This window comes from Halobacteriovoraceae bacterium (assembly GCA_020635115.1).
Lineage (GTDB): Bacteria > Bdellovibrionota > Bacteriovoracia > Bacteriovoracales > Bacteriovoracaceae > JACKAK01.
Map to the genome: position 1 here is coordinate 81,455 of JACKAK010000003.1, position 21,151 is coordinate 102,605.

The following is a 21,151-nucleotide window of genomic DNA, read 5'->3' on the forward strand; positions in this document are numbered from 1 at the left end:
AATTAGGGGACTATGAGAACAACTATATCTAAACTTTTACCCTTACATTTTGTCTTTCTCTGTCTGTTAAACTCTTGTTTGGTTGACCTTCAAGATCGTAGTACAAATAGACGTGAAACTTTTAAACCATATATTGAAGATACCAACACAACCGATGATGTTCCTGTCGAAGAAACTGAAGAGACGATAGTTGAAACACGTCCAAGTGGTGAAATTCTTATTCGTGAGGATTATTGTGTTTGTTTAAATGGTAAGAATGATACACTAAAAAACTGTGAATCGTTTTGTTCAGATAAAACTGATTCAAAAGCGACGATATATTTGAGCTTTGATTTAAGCGCAAATGTTCTTCAAAAATTTGGAACTGTATCTAATTGGTGTACTCAAGAAATCAATGATGGAGTAACGACTCCAACTTGCCAATTAAAAGTTGAAGGAAATGATGGTGCCTCGTATGCAGATGTTCCTGTATTTTATGGTGATAATAACAAGGTAAAATTTGATGTATCTAACCAATTAAAATACGATGAAACTTACAAAATTTCACTAATTGAAATAAAATCTGGTGCAAGTTCAGATATCGTGCAAGTTAGAAGGAAAAATCCTGATATTGATACGACATCATATGCTCTGCTTCCCTTTACACCGATTTCTCAATACTCTTGTTTAGATATTAAAGGTTTTCAACAATCGTCAGATAATTATTATAATTATGCGAGTCGGGTGCATTTTTATTTTCCTTCAAACAATGAGCCTACGCCTATGCCACCTGGTTCTGATTATAGAGTTTGTCATGATCGAAGAATTTATGGAGAAAACGACTCAAGCGGAATTCCAAGATTTGAACTTACGCCATTTGAGTGGCGATTTCACTTATGGAGTTCATCCGATCCACGTTTTTTTGATACGGATCAAACAAATGTCTTAGATATCAATGAGTTTATATCAGATGAGCTTCTCAATAGATATGGCCAGTCCACAAGCGGAACACCATCTTATTTTCAAGAGTTCAAGTGGTTTACTTCTCCAGTAGAAGAGTCCTCAAGTCGCTTGGGATTTCTTTTGCAACCATTTGTAAATCAGTTCAGCGAAAATGGTTTACTAAAAACAAAAGTATATTGTCCAAAGTATGAAGATTACCAAGACGAAACAAGACCCATATTTAAGATTCTTGGAGAGCTTATTTCCGTGGAAACAGAGGCCCTCTATATTGCTCAAAGAGAGCCAGAATATATATCAGATGAGAATGGAGATCCAATATTGGATGAAAATGGAGTCCCCCAACTTGCAAGCCCTGACTATCTCTTTATTAGAGAGGGTCTTCTTAAAAAAATTTGGTTTTATTATGAGAATGGACAACTAAAAACTCCAAATGAAGAGCTCGCCACGCAAAGAACGATCTATTTTCATTGGCCACCGAGTGATAATCCTACTCAGGCACAGGCGCATCAAAAAGTTTACAAAATTAAGTCATTCAGCGAGCTTTCATCCCAGAATCAGAATGATTCTGGGATCAGGACAAATTTCCCTCCACCAGACAAAAGAATTGGTTGTATCCCGAATGTTATTGGAAATTAATTTAAAAAAACACTTTTGAAAACATCGTAAGAGGGTTTAAAAAACGGCCCTAAAAAATAGATAAAGAGTGCAAATCGGCCCACAACAATGAGAAAGGAGCGTCTTAAGCTTGCAACAAATTTTTGTTGCCATCTGAAGTATTTTTTATTGTCTCTACGTTTTATAAAAAATTTGAGAATAAAGAGAATAATATTTGCGATTAAAAAATAGGTTAGCAATTTTCTTTGGCCAGGAATTTCAGCAATTTTTGGAAAAGCTTCTTTATCTTTTAAGTATCTGGCAGAAAAAGTTAAACATTTATCACATTTAAGGAAAATCTTATGAAGTTGTGAACCCTCAGATCTCTCAAGAATGAGTTTCTTGAGATCTTTTTCTGAATAATTTTGAAATGTACGAAGAGAAGCGTACACTAAGTTTTTCATATCCTGAGTTCCTTTAGTTTCGCTGTTACCCAGAAGATTTTGAGAATTCATTAATTTTTGCAGAGTTTGATCGAGGTTACTTTCCATTTGTTTAATATTTGGTACTTTTTCATTCTGAGGAACTAGGGCATTTTTTTGGTTTAATTGATTGAGCATTTCTTGAATTTGCTCTGGGGATAAGCTTCTTAATTTTTCAACATCAATATTTTCAAAATCTGACGTTTCACCACTTCCTTCAGAATCTTTTTGCATTTTGTTTTTTTGAGAATGCTCTTGAAGTTTTCCAAGAGCATCTAAATCCTTGGGATTTTTGAGATATTTTTTGAGATATTCTCTTCTTTTTATTTGATATACTTCTTCTTCACTTAAGTCAGAATTGTATCTTGTATCTTGTTTGGCCCATGATTGTATTGGATAACAAGCAGATAACAAGACAAAAAGAAGTGGAAATATCATCTCCTAATTGCCTTAGGCCGATTTATTTTTCAGTCTATCAAAAAATAAAGTAATGGGTGCTGCAATAAAAATTGAAGAATATGTTCCAATTATAACACCTAATGTAATTGCAAAGAAAAAGCCTCGGATGGCCTGTCCTCCAAAAAAGAACATCGATAAAGAAACAAACAACGTCGTTCCAGAAGTCAATATTGTACGGGATAGGGTTTCATTCACGGCCAAATTTATGTGATCAGAGAGTTTGCCCTCCGGGAGTTTTTGCTCATGTTCTCGAACTCTATCATAGACAATAACCGTATCGTTGACTGAATAACCTATCACAGCAAGTAAAGCAGCTACAACTTGTAGAGTAAATTCTGTGCCAGTGATAGCAAAGATACCGAGAATTATACTTACGTCATGAAATAAGGCAATAATGGCGCCAGGTGAATACTTGAAGTCAAACCTTAGTCCAATGTAGATCATAATCGCAATGAGGGCCCATGCCATGGCCTGAAATCCAGACAATCTCAAGGATGATCCGGCCTTGGGACCAACGATATCAACCTTTCTAATATTTGCACCCGATTCTGAGAAATTTTTTGCGAGTGCTTGCTGAACTTGTTCAGAAATTTGATTCAAATTTGTTTCATCCCCTTGTAACTTTAAGAGGACTTCATTTTCATTGGCCTCTCCAATGGACTGGACTTGAGTACCTTTTAACCCTTCTCTATCCATGAGTTTTCTAATATCACCCATGGGTACTTTTTCATTGAATTTTACTTGTATTTCTGCACCACCACTAAAGTCTACTCCGTATTTCATATTGGAGAAAAGAGCGATAAGTGAAAGTACAACAAGTATTGATGAAACAGTCGAAGTCATCCCAAACATGGATGCAAAATTAAATTGTTTTTTTGGTGCGAAATCAATCATTCTTATCTCCATTAAATACTTAGGTCTTCACCTTCAACTTTGTTCATGTACAATTCAAAGAGCATTTTTCCTACGAAATATGAGGTATACACAGTGGCGGCTATTCCAATGAGTAATGTCACAGCAAAACCTCTAATAGGGCCTGTACCAAAATTTATAAGGCAGATACCGGCCATGGCGGTTGTAAAGTTAGCGTCTAGAACGGTCCAGAATGCCTGTGCGAAACCATTTTCAACGGCCTTATAATTTCCCACACCTTTTCGTACTTCTTCACGAATTCTCTCATAGACAATAATATTGGCATCAACGGCCATACCGATAGTAAGGGCAATCCCTGCAATACCTGGTAAAGTGAGAGTGGCCTCTAGTCCGACGAGTGCGGCCAAAATGAAAAGCACGTTGAGGGCCAATGTTGTAAGGGCGATGAATCCAGAAATTTTGTAGTAAAAGCAAATGAAAATAAATACAAGTGCACAACCGATGATTGATGCCAATCGAGCTTTCTCTATAGAGTCATGCCCTAAACTTGGTCCAACGGTTCTTTGCTCAAGAAAATCTAGTTGCACAGGAAGAGCACCGGCCCTAAGAACCATTGCAAGTTCCCTGGCCTCTTTAAGAATTTGTTGAGTGTTGCCTCGACCTAATTCGATTTGTGCATTTCCTGAAATCCTTGATCTAATTGATGGAGCTGAATAAACATTACCATCTAATACTATTGCTAAACGTTTGCCTATATTGTTACCTGTCAATTCTTCGAAAACTTTACTACCACGGGTTTTAAAAGACAATGAAACGATTGGCATTCCTTCCTGTCCGAAAGTTGTAAATGCATCTTGCAGCAGATCTCCAGTGAGTTTTACATCATTATTGAGAACAAAAGGTTCCATGTTTTCAACGCTGTTATTCAACCTAGATAAAGTTTTTTTGAAAGCAAGGCTAAAACCTTTTGGTAAATCATCTTTTAAGAAAGAATTTAATTTATCAAGGTAATTAGAAAACTTTTCACCTTTTTTATATTCAATTCCGGCTTCTTTTGCTTTGGTTAGCCAAGTATTAATTTCACCAAGGCCGACATTATCATTGACTACCCTAAACGTTAACTGAGCAGTTTTACCGATAAGGGATTTGGCCTGTTCAATATCCTTAACACCAGGTAGCGCGACAACGATACGATCATTTCCTTGAGAAACAATTTCAGGTTCGGTGACACCAAATTCATCGATTCTGTTACGAATAACTTCAATCGACTTCGTTACAGATTGCTCCTCAATTTGTGTTTTAAGTACATTTGAGAGTGCAAATTGTATTTCTCCAGCATTTTCACCAGTTATTCTCAGCAAACCTGGAAATGATTTTTTAATTTGGTCTACAGCTTGTTTAAGTTTGTTTGGATCTAGAAGGTTTATAGTATGTTTAGGATCAAGAGGATCGGCCAAATCTAGTTTTCCTATTTCTGCTTTAGTTTCATAATCTCCTAAGAGGTCTACAATTTTTTTAGCGTATGTAGCGACCTCATCCTTATAAACTTTTTTGAAGTCGATCCCAAGAACCATATACAACCCACCTTGTAAATCAAGGCCCAAATTTATCTTGGAGGATATGAAATAATTGTTATTATTTTCATTAAAATCAAAAATTGTTGGCAAGATGGCCGCGATGGATAGGCATGTAAAAAGTAATAAAAAAATAAAACGAGTCCACCAGCTTCTCTTCATCAAAAACCCCATTTGTAAGAAAAAAACCTAAGAATCTAGTCCGTTATGATAAATTGACTAATAGCTGATGGCAAGTGTGTAATTTACTGAAAAAATACACACTATGCATTATCAACGATGAGACTTATGAATGAAAAATGAGAAAAAACCTAAGACTGTTTTTTTTCCTTAGGTTCTTCAATAAGATCCTGGCCTTTACCAACATCATCCAGAAGGTCATATTTTGCCTTCTGAAAGTCAGAGACGGCCCTACCAAGGCTTTTGGCAAGTTCTGGTAATTTTTTTGGACCAATGAAAATAAGTGCCAATGCAAAAATAATGAGAATCTCTCCAGCGCCAAGACCAAACATAGATATCTCCTTTATCGGTTTAACTCTTTGCTGTGTTATTTTCCTGCCCAAATATCGTTTTGGCCAGTCCTCCTATTTGAGAACGAAGAATTTTAATTTTTACACCTTCAGTAGTTTCAATTGTAGCTATTTTATTGGTGAGCCCTTTAATTTCGCCAATAATACCTGATTTTGTATAGACTTCATCACCGGCCTTAAGGGATTCGAGTAATTGTTTTTCTTCTTCCATTTTTTTCTTCTGTGGCCTAAGCATGAGAAAATAAAAAATGACAAAAACTAAGATAAATGGGGCAAATTGCATAATGGGATTGGGATTTTGGGCCGCAGCTTTTGTGGCCTCTTCGGCCATTGCACTTGAAATAATGAACTCTAACATATTCACTCCTTAGCGATACTTATTCGATGTGTAATCTTTATAAAATTGTTGGTAAAAAAGGTCAAATGAATCATTTTGAATTGATTGACGCGCTTCTCTCATCATATTTAAATAAAAATGAATATTGTGATATGAAATCATCTGACCAGCTAAATATTCACCTACTGTATATAAATGTCGTATATAAGAACGCGAATACCGAACACAAACTCTACAACTACAATCGGGATCTGGCGCATTTGTGTCTTTACTAAAAACTAGTTTCTTAATATTTAGTGGCCCATACTTTGTTAAAAACTGACCATTTCGAGCATTTCTTGTGGGTAATACACAATCAAACATATCGATTCCGGCCTTGATTCCATTAAGTATATCCAAAGGCGTTCCAACTCCCATGAGGTATCTTGGTTTATGAGAAGGCATTAGCGGTGTGAAGCTAGTTAAAAATTCAACCATTTCATCGTTTTTTTCACCAACAGATAGTCCACCTAATGCTAAACCAGGAAAGTCCATCTCATCTAATCTCTCCAGGCACTCAGTTCTTAAATCTTTAAAAAGTCCACCTTGAATGATTCCAAAAAGAAACTGATGTTCTTTTAAAGGATACTCTTTACATCTTTTTGCCCATCGAAGAGTAAGCTCCATACTTACCCTTAATTTATCTTTACTGGCCGGTAGAGCGGGGCATTCATCGAATGCCATGACAATATCACTACCCAACGCCTTTTGAATTTCCATAGATTTTTCAGGCCCAATTAAATGTCTAGAACCATCGATATGAGACTGAAAAATGACACCTTCTTCTGATATTTTGTTAATATCTGATAATGAATATACTTGATAGCCTCCACTATCAGTTAGAATAGGTTTATTCCAACTCATAAATCCATGTAAGTCGCCTGCAACTTCTTCGATAAGTTCATGTCCAGGACGAAGGTAAAGATGATATGTATTTCCAAGGATGATTTGTGCACCAAGATCCTCTAGTTCGTTTTGCCATAATGTTTTCACACTGGCCCTCGTACCAACTGGCATAAAAATTGGGGTTTCAATCTCACCATGATTCGTTTTAATAAGTCCTGCCCTGGCCTGACCACTTTGTGCCTGAAGTTTAAAAAATTGCATAATCACCTCAAAATCAACATAGCATCGCCATAGGAATAAAAGCGATATTTTTGTTTTATGGCCTCTGAATAGAGTTCTAAGGTTTTTTCTCTACCAATCAAACAACTAACGAGTATTAGTAATGTTGATTTTGGTAGATGAAAATTAGTAATAAGTCCATCAACAGATTTTATATCTTTGCCTGGATGTAGAAATATATTAGTTGAATAGATAGTATCTGGGAGGATTTCTTGATTGTAAATTGACTCTAATACTCTTAGCGTTGTGGTTCCATTTGCAATTATTCTTCCTCTATGCTCTCGGATTTTTTCCAAATCTTTTTTTTCTATAAAGTATTCTTCAGTGTGCATTTTATGATCAGTTAAATGAGTAGAACTTACAGGAGAAAATGTGCCTGGCCCTACATGCAAAGTGACATTTGCGATCTCAATACCCTTGTCTAATAATTTTTGATCTAGATGTTTAGTGTAGTGCAGTCCAGCTGTGGGAGCAGCAACTGATCCAGTGTACTTAGCAAAATGGGTCTGATAATCTTGCTCGTCATTAAAATCAGCTGCACCTTTTCTGATGTAAGGAGGAATAGGAACAAGTCCATGTTTTTTTAAAAAATCAGAGAGATCATTCTGTGCGTTTTTTAGGAAAAACTCCCCATACTCATTTCTCCCATTAATGACAAAGGTCAATTCATGTGCATATAGAGTATCGCCTATTCTTTTTTTTCCATTAGATTTCAAAAGCGCCCTGAATTCTCCAGATTTATTTGCAAAAGGAGTTAGAAAAAATATTTCAACACTTCCACCACTTTTTTTTCTGGCCTTTATTCTGCAGGAGAAGACTTCTGACTGATTTCTCACAATGAGATCGTTTTTTTGTAAGATATTTGGTAATTCAGAGAATGTTGTATGCAGGATCTCATTATTTTTTTGAAAAAAGACAAGAAGTTTAGAATTATCTCTACGGGCCAGTGGTCTAATGGCAATTAATTCAGGAGGAAGGGCGTAGTCGTATGAATCAAGCAGTAAGTCGGCCATAAAATTAAAAAGGCCTCACTGAGTGAGGCCAAAGTATTGAACTAATAATAAAAAATTAAAATAGAGGATAATCACATTTTATACAGTATGCAGTCTGTCCACCGTCACCATAAATATCCTTATAATCAAAAGGATCAAGTCCGATCATCACTTTCTTATTTACCTGACACAGACTGATTTTATCTTCAACTTGATAAAGCTCACACTGTTCATCAATTTTTTGTGCGATATCAGGAACCATATCACCATCAGCATATATTGCATCTACAGGTACTGGCCCGCCATCAGCATAAATTGCAAAATTCATATATACACCAGCATCTTCTAAGATCATTTTATCTTTTTGAGTAAGATTGATAGTGTCAGTTGGTTGTAGCCCATCGACGTAGATTTCGATTTTCTCACCTGCTGCAAATGTTGAGAAACTTAATAATGTAAGAAATAGTGCTGTTTTCATAAATGACCTCCGATAACCACCTGAAATCCTTGTTGATCAGAAAGCTAACAGAAGGCCATTGCTTTTGCAAACAGAAGTAAGTATGTATAGATATTTTTTACAGGGATGAAAATGAAAATTGCTCTATTCGATTCAGGTCTTGGTGGGTTGTCCGTTTTAAATGAATTAAATAAATATTCATATGGTTTTGAAATTTTCTATTTTGCTGATAAAGAATTTCATCCCTACGGCCAATTAAAAGAATCACAACTAATTGAAAGAACTAATAATATTGCGCATCATTTCTATAAAATTAAAGCTGATTTGATTGTGGTGGCCTGTAACACGGCAACGGTCAATTGCATTTCATCACTACGAGTTAATTATAAAATTCCCTTTGTAGGAGTTGAACCCTATCTCAATATAGTTAAACACAAAAAAACTAATTCAGTATGTTTATTGGCCACGAAAAGGACTTGTGAATCGCCTACTTTAATTAATAAAATCAAAGATACCGATATTTTTATACATCCCTGTTTAAATCTAGCGAGTGCAATTGAAAAATTTTTGATAGATCAAAATTATGCAGATTTACAAGCGATAATTAGAGAAGATCTATCAACTGTCAAAGGACACTTTAGTGACTACATCTTAGGATGTACTCATTATGGCCTGATTAAGGATGAGCTCGAAAATTTTCTAGGGGGAATTTGTCACTCTACGGAAATACCTGTTGTTAAGCAAATTTTAAAAATACTGAATTTTAATTCTGTTCAATCTTATAAAGAAAATACGATATTCTTCAAAGAAGTACTTTCTGACAAATGGACGACATTAAGAAATAATCAATTTGTCGCCAGAGCGGCACTAAAGAGTTTTGTAAATTGAGAAACACCAGTCCGAAGAAGTTTTATCCATTCTACGACAAATTCATTAAGCCACTTAAGACCTGCATAGGTTTCAACTTGAGTACAAATAAATTGAAAAATTTCGGAAAGTATTTCTACTGTTTTTGTTAAACCAAGAGATTTTATAATAAAATCAATTGGGCCAGAGGCCTCTTCTACAGTTTTTCCATTTTCAGAGACTGCGTAAAGTGGGTTTGTTTTTTTCTTTTTTTTCTTTTTTAAACTTTCACTCATGAATCATCCTTTAGCGGTTCCAGTCTGTAATTATATTGGCCAATTCGTCAAATTGGTTTTGGAGTTGTTTAAAATCTTTAGTATGAAACTCATAAACTGACTTGCGTGCGGATTGAGATTTCATAAGATGAATTCTATTGGGCATTGGAGAGACGATGTTGTCATGGCCAAACTCTTCTTTTAATTCATTTGTTATTCGTTCTAGATCATCACTTTCTTGCTTTCGCCGAATCTCAACTAAATTCGGAATGTGAGCAAGAACCTGTGGGCCTTCAGTTATTCCCATATCCTCAATGTCTTCTAAAACCTCATAGAAGTGTGATAGTCCTTTTCTTGAGAAATCATCCGGCCGAAATGGGACCATAATTCCCTGGGCCGCACAAAGAACGTTAACTACAAGAAGTCCTAAAGTTGGAGGACAGTCAATTACTATATAATCATACATGTTTAAGAGATGATTTTTTTCGATAAATTTCTTAAGAATAAGTTGTCGTGGAGCAGAGATACCTGCAACTGATAATTCAAATCCAGATAACTCTTGTCCAGCGGGAAGTAGATCAACCTCACCTCTAACGACGACGTCAGCAAAATTATTACTTGTATGGAGTACTTTGAGTTCTCGAATTGAGTTCAAAAGCAAGTGATGAATATTTTTTTGTTCATTCAAATCGCAATCCACTTCAAAAAGAAGAGATAGATTGGCCTGAGGATCCATATCAATACAAAGCACTCTTGCGCCTTTTTTGGCCAGAGCATGAGCAGTATTGAAGGCCAGTGTGGTTTTTCCAACTCCACCTTTCTGATTGAGAAAAGTTATTACTTTCCCCATTTTTTCATTAATGGTTTCACTGTCAATGATTTTACGTTTACCGAAGAATCCCATCCCTGACCTCCAAGATCGAGAAATCTTATCACATTGTGTGATAAAAAAACTAGAGTGCCAAGTTTAAGATTGTTTGAATTTAGTAATTTTCTAGATAGTCACTCTCAATGATAGGAGCAACACAACGCATACCAATATCGGAGCGACGGTTATAGCCATAATCTGTTGGAGTATTTGTCCCTCCAATCAGTTGCATCGGCGAGCCTACTATTCCCCCCCTTCCACTTTGAACTCCTTCTATTCTTTCTTGTCCCAATTTTATGGCCGGGAGTTGATCAACTGTCGAGTCAACAGCAGGTACATTGGCGTATAAAAATTTATTAATTGTTGTATTTTCATTGATTGCGTTCGCAATTGAAACTGTACCGGTATAATCATCCACACCCCAAACGAAGTGTGTATCAGTTTCAGTTCCACTAACTAGGCCTTTTTCGCCTTTTATAAATTCAATCGAAATTTGTCGTCCTGCAGTACCAGGTTCTATTGCTTCAAATTTAATAGGTCCCATGTAACTATCAAGATTAGCATCAGCAAAATAATATGTGGTACTCTCTTCAGAACGAGTGAAATTTAAAAGTCCTATATCCTCTATAGTGCTACTTCCTGTGGAAGTAGAAACATTTTTAAAGAGTTTACTTAATGGTTCATCTGGATCAGTTAAAATAGCAACAACATCACTCCATTTAGCATTTGAATGACAGTCGATATCTATTTGTCTTCGAGTTGTGTAGTCTACGCCTAAGGCCCCTATGTAACAAATAGGTCCGCCAGGAGCATCTGTTGGGCTTTTAGAGGCCCCAAAAACGTTTATTCCATCATTTGCAGTTATATTTAGAGAGTACCCATCAAGAAATTTTCCACCAAAAGCAGCTTCAACTTTTAACTTCACATCCTCGCTACCACCCTTGTACTCAATGTAGTTGAAGGTTCTAAAAACCTTTTCTCCTTCACTTAAATAAAAAGTAGGAGCATTATCTTCAGTAGGAAAGACAACCCCTTGAGCTGTACCATTATTCAGAGTTAATGGAGACATTAATTTAGCTTGTACACAATCAAGACCTGAACCAGAATTTATTAAATCAACGAGCCCACTTACTGAAGTATTAGAACCAATACTGATGACAATATTAGGACAAGCACTTAAGACATAATCTGTTGCGGTTGTATTATTAAAGATTTTGATGTTTATATCATTGCTTAAATAGGCCCCAAAGTCTGATCCAGTTGATCTGATATAAATTCCATTTGAACTCGAAATTGGGTCAGTATCTGTTAGTCCAAAACTTGCAACAGCGTTTGCCTTTGTGGTTTCTTTTTCAAATAATTCAACTGTACCAGAAGGAGGAGTGACTAGACCATCAACTTGCTCTACTCCAATAAGGCGCACATTAGTTCCAGAAACATTAGTATTAAAATTTGAAACTGACCCAAAATTTGCAGCCAAACTACTCACACCAGCAGGCGCATCATAAGTATATCTCTTTTCGCTTGTATCGCCATCTCCATCACAATCGTAGGTTGTATTTTTAATCGAACCTGTATTAGAACCTCCGAAAGTAAACTCCATGCAAAAAGGAGTTGTTTCAAATAATCTATGGACTCTTGCATATTCTAGCCCTGCACTATTGAAAAAGGAAACTGATCTATTTTCAAATTGAGCAAGATCAAAATTAGATGCACCTTGTGAGATTTTTAGATATCTACTGGCAATGGGATGTGTATTCACTGCATTTTGAATATCAGCTACAGTTGTTGATTCTGGGTCAATATCTACTGTGACAAGCACATCTGTATTAATGATACTACCATTAAATTTGCAATCTGCTGATTCATTAACTGATACGCTCGCAGGACCTGTTTGTTCATCACTAATTGCAATACAAATATTATTTCCTAGTTTTCCAACTTCGACGGCCTGAACGAGAAGCCCATTATTATTTAGAGTACGTTTGGCCCTACCATCTGGTTTGTAACTAGAAGCTGGTATGAATTCCAATGCCCACTGTCCTGCTCCTGTTCCACTAAGATAACTTCCCCCATAGGCAAGTCCTGCGGCCTGAGACATAAAATCATTTGGGTTGTTAACTGTAATACCTTCAATTGTATTTGCAATATTTTCTGCATTATAGACATGTACATCATCTCTAAGTTCATCTTCTGAAATTCCAGGGCCTATTTGTTTAAAAAAATCTGAAAAATAAGAGTTTGATGCAATTGGAGTTGTGAAATAAAAATCGTTAATGGGTAGACCAATAGGTACAGAAAAATAGTTTCCTCCATTTAGTCTATCTGAAATGGTTGTAGTTGTTAAATATCGATCAGCTTTGGAACACTTATCTATACCATCGAGCTCATTACATGGGCCCATATTTCCATCCATCGTATAGACGTCATCAAAGAGACTATTATTATTATAATCTTCATCAAATAGAAACAGACGAGAATCATCCAGAGAAGTCGACATTTTACAAGTCTTATCAGTATAACATTTAACTCTTTCAAGTCCCCATTCAGCAACGTTGCCGATGGCATCTTGTACTCCATATCGAGATGTACATAGTTCAGTGAATTTAAAAATATTATTACTAACCGATCCCGTGTATAGAGAACGAATATTTGAGCTTTGAGTTCCAGGAAGTGAAAAAGAATAACTCGATGGGGGTATATCACTTTCAGTGTATCCAGTTAAAAGTCCAGAGGCATTTGAAGAGTTACAACGAGACAAGACATTCAAACTAGTTCCAGTCTCTTTATTCGTTAAGGTTACGCTGTCAACACCTTCTGGCCAAGCTGAATAAGCAACTTGCTGAGTTCTATTTGGCAATGAGGATTTTACTGCTGCAGTTGTGGTTAGTCCTGAAATCAATGAATCATCGATGTCGCTTCTACTAGTACATAATCTCTGCGCAGTTTTTTGTCTCACATTGACAAGAGGAGGTAGATAAGCGTGGACTAAATTATCAACAAAAGAAGATTCAACTGTATAAGTTTGAGCATTTGCGCTAGAGTCACCTATATAGCAAATATCAGCAATTTGATCGTAAAATATTTGATTTAGTGGCAAAGTCCCATCAGCTGGTTTTGCACTTCCGATTGATTGATAGGGACATCCTCCAAATTCTCTCCATCCTCCTCGATTGTATTGGTAACACTGTCCATCGTTTCGGTCGTAGAAGATGAGTCCAGCTGTTCCTGTTGGGGGCAATGATTGACCGACACAGCTATCTCCACCACAGTCTCCGTTAGCATCGTTTGCCGCAAGAGTGTAAGGACACCCAGCTTCCATCGCATCTACCATGAGGTCATGGCCAATATCAAAATAATTATCCAAAGGATCTTGAATTGAAGAATCTATAATAGTCCAATCTCCTGGAGTCGTACTATTGGACTTGTAACAAGACTTAGTTGAAGTGTCATAAAACAAGGCCCCTACGCTTTTTGCAGTAATACTGAGTCCAGACCCAAGAGGAGATCCATTTCCAGTACATTCTGAATTAGCTGTAAAACATTCACTTTTCGAGTAATCACATCTTCTTTGTCCAAAACCATTGTAAGCACATCTGTAATATTTCCCTTTTCCTTTTTCAATATTGAGACTCATTTTTCCACAAATTTCTTTATTCATGATCAATCTTGAAACCCAAACTTTATTTTTTGGTGGGAGGATGACTCTTAGTTGAGAATAAGGCTCTCGTGTTGGGACAATTTGATTGTTGAGTGAATCCAAAGGCATAACTTGATACCAAAAAACCTGCCCGCGATTTGGGTGGCAATTGTTGTCTACACAAGTCGTACCAACAGTTTTATCTGCAGTAAATGTATCAGTAAATTTTCTTAATGAAGCAACATTTGAGACTAAGGTTGGTTTTGTATAGTCAAAGCCATTCTTAGTTGTGCTTCTAAAGATGGCCCACCCTCCAATCGAAACTGATGATCCCTCTACGTTTCCTATAAAATTGAAATCATTCCACTCGAGTGTGATGAAACCATCTTTAAGTTTTTGGGAGTAACGGTCATATTTTGGCCCTACGGCGATAATATCTTTCCATCCTCCGTGATTTGCAGCAACAGAGTTTATGGTTATCTGAAATGTCACTTGGTTTGAAGCTGCACTACTATCTACAACTTCAAGGACGATATCACTCGTTCCATTTTGACCTGGATCTGGAGAAAGATTGATGACAAAGTTTTGTTGATCTGCAGAGTTGATTCCATCAGATAGTGCTACGGGAATAATATTTGCTGCAGGTAAAACAATACTATTATCAGAAGAACCCTCTTTCTTTGAACTTAATATATTTACTGAAACTGTTTGAGCATCTTCATTTGTACCACTTCCCGATGCACCACCTTCATCCACAGCAATACCTGTAATTTGATATGAATCACCTTCATTAAAAGAATAATTTCCCATATAGCTGTCTACGATTTCCCAATCTGAATTTGTTGTTCCCGTACTTTTCCAACAAATCGCAGAACCTTCTTGGTAATAATAGAGTGAGAAATCACTTTTATGAGATACTGGAGTAATATTTCCAATTGGAGAACTAGAACCTCTACAATCTCCAGAACAATCAGACATGCCAGCTTTATCAGAGTCTGAAGTGTAATCACATATCACAGGTTTATCATTAACCCCAACGATATCAATGTTTACAACTCCTCGATTCTTACCACCTTGTGGATCTGTCACTTCAAATATAAAATAATCTGCTCCATCAGTACCTCCTACAAGATCAAGAGTTCCTGATGTTTGAGCTGTTGGCCCGCCTAAGGCCGAAACAGAGATTAATTTGTTGGCCATCGGGTGTGTTGAAATCAAAGTTGCAACTGTTATATTAGAAGTCGTTCCACTTTCAATTTTTAACTTAATATCATATCTACCTTGTGGAGTAGAATCATCCACCCAGTTTACACTTTCAAGAACTTCACTTCCGGCCAAAGCTGTATTATCTAAAATAATTCTGATTTTATTTCCGAAAGAGCCTCCCATTTTGGCGGTATAGGTAACATCTTCGGAACTAATAGAGGCCTTCGTTACTGTTCCATACATATTTCCGTCATTTGGAGTATAAGTACAATTTAGGTCTGAATTTGACTGCATACATGCATCTGTTAAAGATCCATTAAATGGCCCTGCAACGATAGTATAAGTTAGATCACCTGTCGAAGATTCCTGATCTAATGAATTGGGAACGCTAAATGAATAATTGAGAGAAACAGCAGTTGCACTTTCAAAAAATGTTGCTCCAGCTCCCGCATCATAACTAATAACGTATGGCCTGTCATTAACAGGATTTATCATAAATCCAAAGCTAGAAGTATCTGAAGTTTGACCATCTACTGTGACCCTATAGTCAAAGCTAGCAGAACCATTGTCGTTTTCAAAACTTTTAACGTAGACTGAGCATTTTTTCAAAATCGGATCACAGCTACAGTCTCTGGTTGTAACTTTAACTTGAGCTGGAATATGACAAGTGTCAAAAGCTGTTAATATTGAATCAGGATCATCATATCCGAATGAAATTAAGGTTTCTACATCTTCATCAATGACATTGGGTAAAGGAGTGGTCGTAAGTATAGGTTTATTATTCTGGTAACCCAAAACAATGTCTACATCACCCTCTACATCCAAACCTCCTGCATCAATAACTTTATATTTGAAAGAAACAACTTTGGTTCCTGATGATTGTGCATCCTTAACTGGAACAAGAGTAAATTCTCCTGTCGCAGAAACCATTGAAACAGTTGCATAATTTGGATCAGGGTCTTGAGTAATTGTATAAGTAAAGGATGTTTCATCTCCTAAATCTTTGGGATCAGTTGCATTGGATGCCACTGTATTCAAGTAAGCAACTTCATCACTGATTGGACTTCCGATACTTCCAAAAGTTAAAAGTGACTGAGTCAGAACTGGTGGATCATTCACAGGTTGTACTTGAACATCAATGCGAGCTTCATTTGATTCACCATCGTTATCTGTAACGGTAAAAGTGAAGGCCATAAATCCAAAAGCATTTTTATTAGGATACTCAATATCTGCGGTGTCTATATAAACTTTACAGATACCAGCAATACAACAGCTACCACCAGTGGTAATATTAAGACCTGAGCTTACCTGTTTAATTGAACAAAGTGTCGCGCTATCACCATTAGGATCCTCATAATTTAAGACAACTTCATTTTGTGAGTTTGGAGAACCCTCGATGATGATGATCCCTCCATTTTTTGAAGTGGGTGGTTGTTCCTCTGCGACAACTTGGACACATTTCCTTGCTTTTGTATCAAATGCGGCCTTTGCGCCACAATTTGCACCAGCATCTCCTCCACTTGGATTCACACAAGAAGTAACTAGGCCCAATACTGGTAGGCCTAGTGCAATTAAATACTGTTGAAATAGTTTTCTAACAATTTTAGTCATGAATCTCTTTAACTCCCCTAATGCACCCTTTTCTTATCGTCTAAGCGTTTTAAATGATTAATCTCCGCTTCGACTTTTCTATTATCCCTTGCATTTATATGCGAACTATCAGGTTTTTAAGGATTTTTCATAAGTTACAGATAGTTAGGCCGCAAACTCATAAGTTATTCTGTTATGGAAGTAAAAAAAAATGACAATAATATTTGCCACAGGAGAGGTATCTTTGTCCGGGGTGCATAAAGTTCTAGAGCAAATTAGAATAAATTATATGAAAACAAATAGTTACGTAATCATTTTTCTACTCAATACTTTTATGGCCTATGTACCAATAATCAGTGCTTATGCAGATGAATTAGTTGTCGTGCAAAGTGTATCAACGACAAAAAAACGTTTTGTCATCAGACGTGGAAAAAAGACTGGAATACTTATTGGGCAAGAGTCACTTTTTAGTACACCAGATTTATCCCTTGTGGCCACTTGTATTGAAGCAACAAGTGATCACTCACTTTGGCAAGTAAATGAACCTGATGGGATGGCACCTTTTTCAAGAAAAGAGATTGTTGTATTTGAAAAATCCCTGGATAAAACTCTAGATACACTTTGGACGGAAACTCCAGAGTTACGAGAGTCTTTTGAACAATTTAAAAAGTATCGCGAAGAGCAGGAAATAGCAGAACTTGGAAAGTTAAGAGTTAATCTATATAATTTTTGGCTCCTTAGGGGGGGGTACGCCTTTACTTTATCAGAAACTGTCTCAACGACATCTGAGGGTCAGACCAATCAAAGACAAGGACTAAGAGGAGAAATAGACAGATACTACCAAATCACAGATGCATTTGCTTGGAGCTGGGGACTAAGATATGACTATGATACACTTTCTGTGGACACAGCAAACATTGTGATTCCTTCTAATCGATATCTTTTAATGGCAGATGTGTATTATAATTTTGATAAAATTTTAGATGATTTCGGAAATTTTTATTTTGGATTAGGGATTGGTGCAGGTTATTCAGAATCTTCAACAGAGGGAATAATTTCTGCGGGATACGCATTTGTTTCACCAAGTTTTAAAATAGGCTATTTTGCAGATGTTTCAAAATACTTCACATTATTTGTGGAATTCAGTGGAGAAGCAATTTCTATCACTGAGGCCTTTAGTGATGGATCAGAATTAAAGACAGGTCTCATCAATACTTTATTTTCGACAGGGATAAAATTTTAATTGATCAAATCTTGAAAATATAAAAAAGAAAAGGGGCCCCCTGCAAATGGACCCCTCTTTTTGGCCTCCTGCCTACACGCTGTAGTAACATCCTGTCACTACACTTAAATTATAACTTAATTCAATACTTGTTTGCACTATATTTTCAAAGGGCAAAACTTACCTAAAAAGGTCATTTTTATTTTGAGAAAGAGAGTTCTTTTTATTAGAATGCACTTATTTTACTACTTTAAAAGCGATTACTGATGTTAAAAACATATTTCCGACTCATATTATCCGTTATTCTAATATCTTCTTGCGGCCAGTTTAATTTATTTAAAAGAGATATGATAGCTCCTTCCAATCCCAAGCCTCATCCAGTCCATTGTCCATTGACGAACAAAATACTTAGTTCTATAGACAAAAAAATTATTGAATTTTTCCAAAGCAATGATCAATTCATTAGTGAGTTTGACCAGACAGAGAGAGTTCTAGCTTGGATTTTTTTAAATATTCTTATAAGACCAGATTTCTATTCACCAAACGCCAATATAGAAATGGTTTATTATGAAAACAACAAAATTGAAAATGCCACATACCTATTGGGAAATTTAAAATCAATTGCACAAAGTTTGATTCAAAGTTCTAAGAAAAGTGATCTGGAGGTTTTTTTAAAAAAGTTTTATAAAATCATACCCAATCAAATTATAGTCTCAAAGAGTTTTGAAGAACATGTCTATCAATTAAAGGCCAATATCAAATATAAAGATATTCATCCCTTCTATCGTAGAGGGATTGATATCGTTCGAAAAGATGATATATTAAATAGACAACTATTATTAGAAAGTTTCCTAAATTTTTACAAAAATCAAAAGGCCATTTCATTTGTCGACGAAAAAAGATTAGATACTCAAGCAAAAAATAATAAATGTTCAAATTCTGACCACGAATATTATTCATCACAGAGTACGTCCCAACTTTTTTACCAAGAAAGTAAATTCTTAAGCGCCATTATTCTTTTTCATTCAGAACTAAACCTTGGAAATCAAAATATTTTTTTAGGTGAGACTTTGAAAGATTTTACACCAAGGTTGTGTTATTTGGAGAAAAACGGAGTTGATTTCTTTATTTCATCAGTCAAAGGAAGAGAATCTGACCAAGTGAAAAGTCAGTTTATTCAGAGAATAGAAAAAACTGATGCAAATTTAAATCACACACTTGATGTTTTATCTTCAGGTCGATGGACTTATTTTGATTCTCCGAAAAGATACTTGATCGAAACAAAAAAAATTGACAAAAAAAAACTCTATGTTGAATTTATGTCTAAAAGGCTACCCATTTTTCATTTAAATTCAATTGGTGAAATCAATCTTCTTTACAATAGTTCACAATACAGCGGGCCTATTTTAGATGAACGCTCTGCTTTGGAAATTTCATGTCATACAGATTAGATATTCTTGGGGAAGCATCAGGAAGAACTCTTTTACAAATTGATTTAGATTCTTACTCTCCTCAAAAAGACTTATTAAGTTTATTACAAGAATTAAAATTCCCTATAGCTTCTAGTTGTGAAGGAGAAGGAATCTGTAAAAAATGTGTTGTGAATGGTAACTTACTGACTTGTCAAGTTAGTTTAGAATTGATTAAATCCATGGGATTAGATAGAATTAAAATTTCTTATTTATGAGGTTCTTATGAAATATCTCTCTTTTGATATCGAAGCAACAGGGTTGGACGAAAACGATCTAATGATAGAATTTGCTATGATCCCATTTTGTACAGAATCCAGAACATTAGAACACGATCTCAAGTTTCATCGTTATATTAAATGTCCACCATTTGAGGAGTTAAAACCAAGGCTAAATGAATGGGTGGCCAAGAATAATAGAGATCTCATCATCAAAGCGAATGAAGAAGGCATTGAAAAAGAAGATTTTAAAAAAGATTTTGATCAGTATTTAAAATCTCCAGAAACTAAAAAATATTTTAATCAGCAAGAACAAATAGTCCTCTTTGGAAAATCATTAAATGCCATTGATTTGCCTTTTATGAATCGAGATCTCGGTTGGGATTATATGAGAACTCATTTTTCACATCGAACACTGGATTTAACCTCATATGTTATTGGAAAAATTGATGAAGGCAAAATTCCTTCTGAATGTATTTCAGGGAGTAAATTGATGGAATATCTTAAAATGGGTGATGTCGCTCACACAGCACTAGAAGATGCTCAGAATACGGCAATTATGTACCTTAAACTTCTAACAAATGTGCAATGAACTCTGCACTTTTTCACAGAGTTCTTGCCAGTAATTTTCAAAAAGAACCTCATGATTTAGAAGATCAATAACTGATAGAGAAACATACTGATCATCAATTGCATCACAATCTGAATTTTCAATTTTTCTAAAGCCCTCATAAACACCACCTATCCAGTAATACGATCTGCCACGAAAATCAGTTCTTTCTTCAATTTGTTCACTATAATATCTAAAACCAGGTCTGGTTAATTTGACTCCCTTAATCTTTTCAATATCAATATTGGGTATATTGATATTTAAAAATAGGTATGGACGAATTTGCGATAAATCTATCATTGAAAGGAAAATATCCAATACGAGAGCAGCAACATGAAAATGTTCTTTTTCATTTGGGTTTGGATAAAAGCTCATAGCGCTACTTACAGCTATGGCCGGGAGTCCTCTGTAAACGGCCTCCCTAGCTGCTGCGCATGTACCGGAATAATAGATATCTTGTCCTAAGTTTGCTCCTCTATTTATTCCAGAAACCACAATATCAGGCCGTTTATCAACAAAGAGATGCCCCACTCCCATGAGAACACAATCAGCAGGATGTCCAGAACATCCATATACATTTTCTTCTATGGCCTCAAGACGTAGAGGTTGATCAAGTGTTAAAGTATGTCCAGTAGTTGATCTTTCTTCAAGTGGAGCTATAACATTTAGATCATATTTAGCTTTTAACCTATTTTTAAGTGTATTTATTCCAGGAGCATAGACTCCATCATCGTTTGAAAGCAAAATTCTCAAATCCTTCTCCTCTCTAATAAAAAGAAATCTACACTACATAAGGAAATCGG

The 21,151-nt window shown here is 35.8% G+C and carries 18 protein-coding genes; 6 read left to right on the top strand and 12 right to left on the bottom strand.

What is annotated here, in order from left to right:
• The first annotated feature begins 12 nt into the window (after positions 1 to 12).
• The gene (locus tag H6622_04945; GenBank protein MCB9060849.1) at positions 13 to 1,578 is read left to right on the top strand and encodes a hypothetical protein; all 1,566 of its coding nucleotides are present in this window, start codon (positions 13 to 15) and stop codon (positions 1,576 to 1,578) included.
• Here H6622_04945 and H6622_04950 read toward each other — a convergent pair.
• From H6622_04950 to H6622_04985, 8 genes are all read right to left on the bottom strand, one after another.
• Entirely contained in the window at positions 1,575 to 2,456 is an 882-nt protein-coding gene (locus tag H6622_04950) for a hypothetical protein (GenBank protein MCB9060850.1), read from the bottom strand. The two genes, H6622_04945 and H6622_04950, sit on opposite strands and share 4 nt — an antisense overlap.
• A gap of 12 nt (positions 2,457 to 2,468) precedes the next feature.
• The gene (gene secF, locus H6622_04955; protein ID MCB9060851.1) at positions 2,469 to 3,371 is read right to left on the bottom strand and encodes a protein translocase subunit SecF; all 903 of its coding nucleotides are present in this window, start codon (positions 3,369 to 3,371) and stop codon (positions 2,469 to 2,471) included.
• 11 nt (positions 3,372 to 3,382) lie between these two features.
• The gene (gene secD / locus H6622_04960) at positions 3,383 to 5,086 is read right to left on the bottom strand and encodes a protein translocase subunit SecD (protein ID MCB9060852.1); all 1,704 of its coding nucleotides are present in this window, start codon (positions 5,084 to 5,086) and stop codon (positions 3,383 to 3,385) included.
• A gap of 149 nt (positions 5,087 to 5,235) precedes the next feature.
• A complete protein-coding gene (locus H6622_04965; GenBank protein MCB9060853.1) occupies positions 5,236 to 5,436 on the bottom strand; it encodes a twin-arginine translocase TatA/TatE family subunit in 201 nt (66 codons plus the stop codon).
• 19 nt (positions 5,437 to 5,455) lie between these two features.
• A complete protein-coding gene (gene yajC / locus H6622_04970; GenBank protein ID MCB9060854.1) occupies positions 5,456 to 5,812 on the bottom strand; it encodes a preprotein translocase subunit YajC in 357 nt (118 codons plus the stop codon).
• 9 nt (positions 5,813 to 5,821) lie between these two features.
• Positions 5,822 to 6,937, bottom strand: a complete 1,116-nt coding sequence (gene tgt / locus H6622_04975) for a tRNA guanosine(34) transglycosylase Tgt (GenBank protein ID MCB9060855.1) — start codon at positions 6,935 to 6,937, stop codon at positions 5,822 to 5,824.
• Positions 6,938 to 6,939: 2 nt separating this feature from the next.
• Positions 6,940 to 7,968 (bottom strand): tRNA preQ1(34) S-adenosylmethionine ribosyltransferase-isomerase QueA, encoded by a 1,029-nt coding sequence (queA, locus tag H6622_04980; GenBank protein MCB9060856.1) that lies wholly within the window; start codon positions 7,966 to 7,968, stop codon positions 6,940 to 6,942.
• Positions 7,969 to 8,023: 55 nt separating this feature from the next.
• The gene (locus H6622_04985; GenBank protein MCB9060857.1) at positions 8,024 to 8,425 is read right to left on the bottom strand and encodes a hypothetical protein; all 402 of its coding nucleotides are present in this window, start codon (positions 8,423 to 8,425) and stop codon (positions 8,024 to 8,026) included.
• A 111-nt stretch (positions 8,426 to 8,536) separates the two neighbouring features.
• Here H6622_04985 and H6622_04990 point away from each other — a divergent pair, with 111 nt between their 5' ends.
• Positions 8,537 to 9,292, top strand: a complete 756-nt coding sequence (locus tag H6622_04990) for an aspartate/glutamate racemase family protein (GenBank protein MCB9060858.1) — start codon at positions 8,537 to 8,539, stop codon at positions 9,290 to 9,292.
• On the opposite strand, the gene H6622_04995 is transcribed toward H6622_04990, so the two are convergent.
• The 3 genes from H6622_04995 to H6622_05005 all read right to left on the bottom strand — a co-directional run bounded on the left by H6622_04995 (position 9,250) and on the right by H6622_05005 (position 16,850).
• Positions 9,250 to 9,546: a hypothetical protein gene (locus H6622_04995; GenBank protein ID MCB9060859.1), complete on the bottom strand. Its 297-nt coding sequence runs from the start codon at positions 9,544 to 9,546 to the stop codon at positions 9,250 to 9,252. The genes H6622_04990 and H6622_04995 overlap by 43 nt on opposite strands.
• 10 nt (positions 9,547 to 9,556) lie before the next feature.
• The gene (locus H6622_05000) at positions 9,557 to 10,429 is read right to left on the bottom strand and encodes a ParA family protein (protein MCB9060860.1); all 873 of its coding nucleotides are present in this window, start codon (positions 10,427 to 10,429) and stop codon (positions 9,557 to 9,559) included.
• Positions 10,430 to 10,508: 79 nt separating this feature from the next.
• Entirely contained in the window at positions 10,509 to 16,850 is a 6,342-nt protein-coding gene (locus H6622_05005) for a hypothetical protein (protein ID MCB9060861.1), read from the bottom strand.
• 190 nt (positions 16,851 to 17,040) lie between these two features.
• Between H6622_05005 and H6622_05010 the strand changes: the two genes are divergently transcribed.
• From H6622_05010 to H6622_05025, 4 genes are all read left to right on the top strand, one after another.
• On the top strand, positions 17,041 to 18,072 hold the full coding sequence (locus H6622_05010) for a hypothetical protein (protein MCB9060862.1): 1,032 nt from the start codon (positions 17,041 to 17,043) through the stop codon (positions 18,070 to 18,072).
• 326 nt (positions 18,073 to 18,398) lie between these two features.
• A complete protein-coding gene (locus H6622_05015; GenBank protein MCB9060863.1) occupies positions 18,399 to 19,502 on the top strand; it encodes a hypothetical protein in 1,104 nt (367 codons plus the stop codon).
• Positions 19,487 to 19,738, top strand: a complete 252-nt coding sequence (locus H6622_05020; GenBank protein MCB9060864.1) for a hypothetical protein — start codon at positions 19,487 to 19,489, stop codon at positions 19,736 to 19,738. The genes H6622_05015 and H6622_05020 overlap by 16 nt, the downstream gene beginning before the upstream one ends.
• A gap of 7 nt (positions 19,739 to 19,745) precedes the next feature.
• Positions 19,746 to 20,330, top strand: a complete 585-nt coding sequence (locus tag H6622_05025) for a hypothetical protein (protein MCB9060865.1) — start codon at positions 19,746 to 19,748, stop codon at positions 20,328 to 20,330.
• Here the strand turns inward: H6622_05025 and surE are convergent.
• Positions 20,313 to 21,101, bottom strand: a complete 789-nt coding sequence (gene surE / locus H6622_05030; protein MCB9060866.1) for a 5'/3'-nucleotidase SurE — start codon at positions 21,099 to 21,101, stop codon at positions 20,313 to 20,315. The two genes, H6622_05025 and surE, sit on opposite strands and share 18 nt — an antisense overlap.
• Between the last annotated feature and the right edge of the window lie 50 nt (positions 21,102 to 21,151).

What these genes read in the sequence shown, in the direction of transcription:
- H6622_04945 (MCB9060849.1), top strand. Translation starts at nt 13, where the DNA reads ATGAGAACAACTATATCTAAACTTTTACCCTTACATTTTGTCTTTCTC.
- H6622_04950 (MCB9060850.1), bottom strand. Translation starts at nt 2,456, where the DNA reads ATGATATTTCCACTTCTTTTTGTCTTGTTATCTGCTTGTTATCCAATA.
- secF (MCB9060851.1), bottom strand. Translation starts at nt 3,371, where the DNA reads ATGATTGATTTCGCACCAAAAAAACAATTTAATTTTGCATCCATGTTT.
- secD (MCB9060852.1), bottom strand. Translation starts at nt 5,086, where the DNA reads ATGAAGAGAAGCTGGTGGACTCGTTTTATTTTTTTATTACTTTTTACA.
- H6622_04965 (MCB9060853.1), bottom strand. Translation starts at nt 5,436, where the DNA reads ATGTTTGGTCTTGGCGCTGGAGAGATTCTCATTATTTTTGCATTGGCA.
- yajC (MCB9060854.1), bottom strand. Translation starts at nt 5,812, where the DNA reads ATGTTAGAGTTCATTATTTCAAGTGCAATGGCCGAAGAGGCCACAAAA.
- tgt (MCB9060855.1), bottom strand. Translation starts at nt 6,937, where the DNA reads ATGCAATTTTTTAAACTTCAGGCACAAAGTGGTCAGGCCAGGGCAGGA.
- queA (MCB9060856.1), bottom strand. Translation starts at nt 7,968, where the DNA reads ATGGCCGACTTACTGCTTGATTCATACGACTACGCCCTTCCTCCTGAA.
- H6622_04985 (MCB9060857.1), bottom strand. Translation starts at nt 8,425, where the DNA reads ATGAAAACAGCACTATTTCTTACATTATTAAGTTTCTCAACATTTGCA.
- H6622_04990 (MCB9060858.1), top strand. Translation starts at nt 8,537, where the DNA reads ATGAAAATTGCTCTATTCGATTCAGGTCTTGGTGGGTTGTCCGTTTTA.
- H6622_04995 (MCB9060859.1), bottom strand. Translation starts at nt 9,546, where the DNA reads ATGAGTGAAAGTTTAAAAAAGAAAAAAAAGAAAAAAACAAACCCACTT.
- H6622_05000 (MCB9060860.1), bottom strand. Translation starts at nt 10,429, where the DNA reads ATGGGATTCTTCGGTAAACGTAAAATCATTGACAGTGAAACCATTAAT.
- H6622_05005 (MCB9060861.1), bottom strand. Translation starts at nt 16,850, where the DNA reads ATGACTAAAATTGTTAGAAAACTATTTCAACAGTATTTAATTGCACTA.
- H6622_05010 (MCB9060862.1), top strand. Translation starts at nt 17,041, where the DNA reads ATGACAATAATATTTGCCACAGGAGAGGTATCTTTGTCCGGGGTGCAT.
- H6622_05015 (MCB9060863.1), top strand. Translation starts at nt 18,399, where the DNA reads ATGATAGCTCCTTCCAATCCCAAGCCTCATCCAGTCCATTGTCCATTG.
- H6622_05020 (MCB9060864.1), top strand. Translation starts at nt 19,487, where the DNA reads ATGTCATACAGATTAGATATTCTTGGGGAAGCATCAGGAAGAACTCTT.
- H6622_05025 (MCB9060865.1), top strand. Translation starts at nt 19,746, where the DNA reads ATGAAATATCTCTCTTTTGATATCGAAGCAACAGGGTTGGACGAAAAC.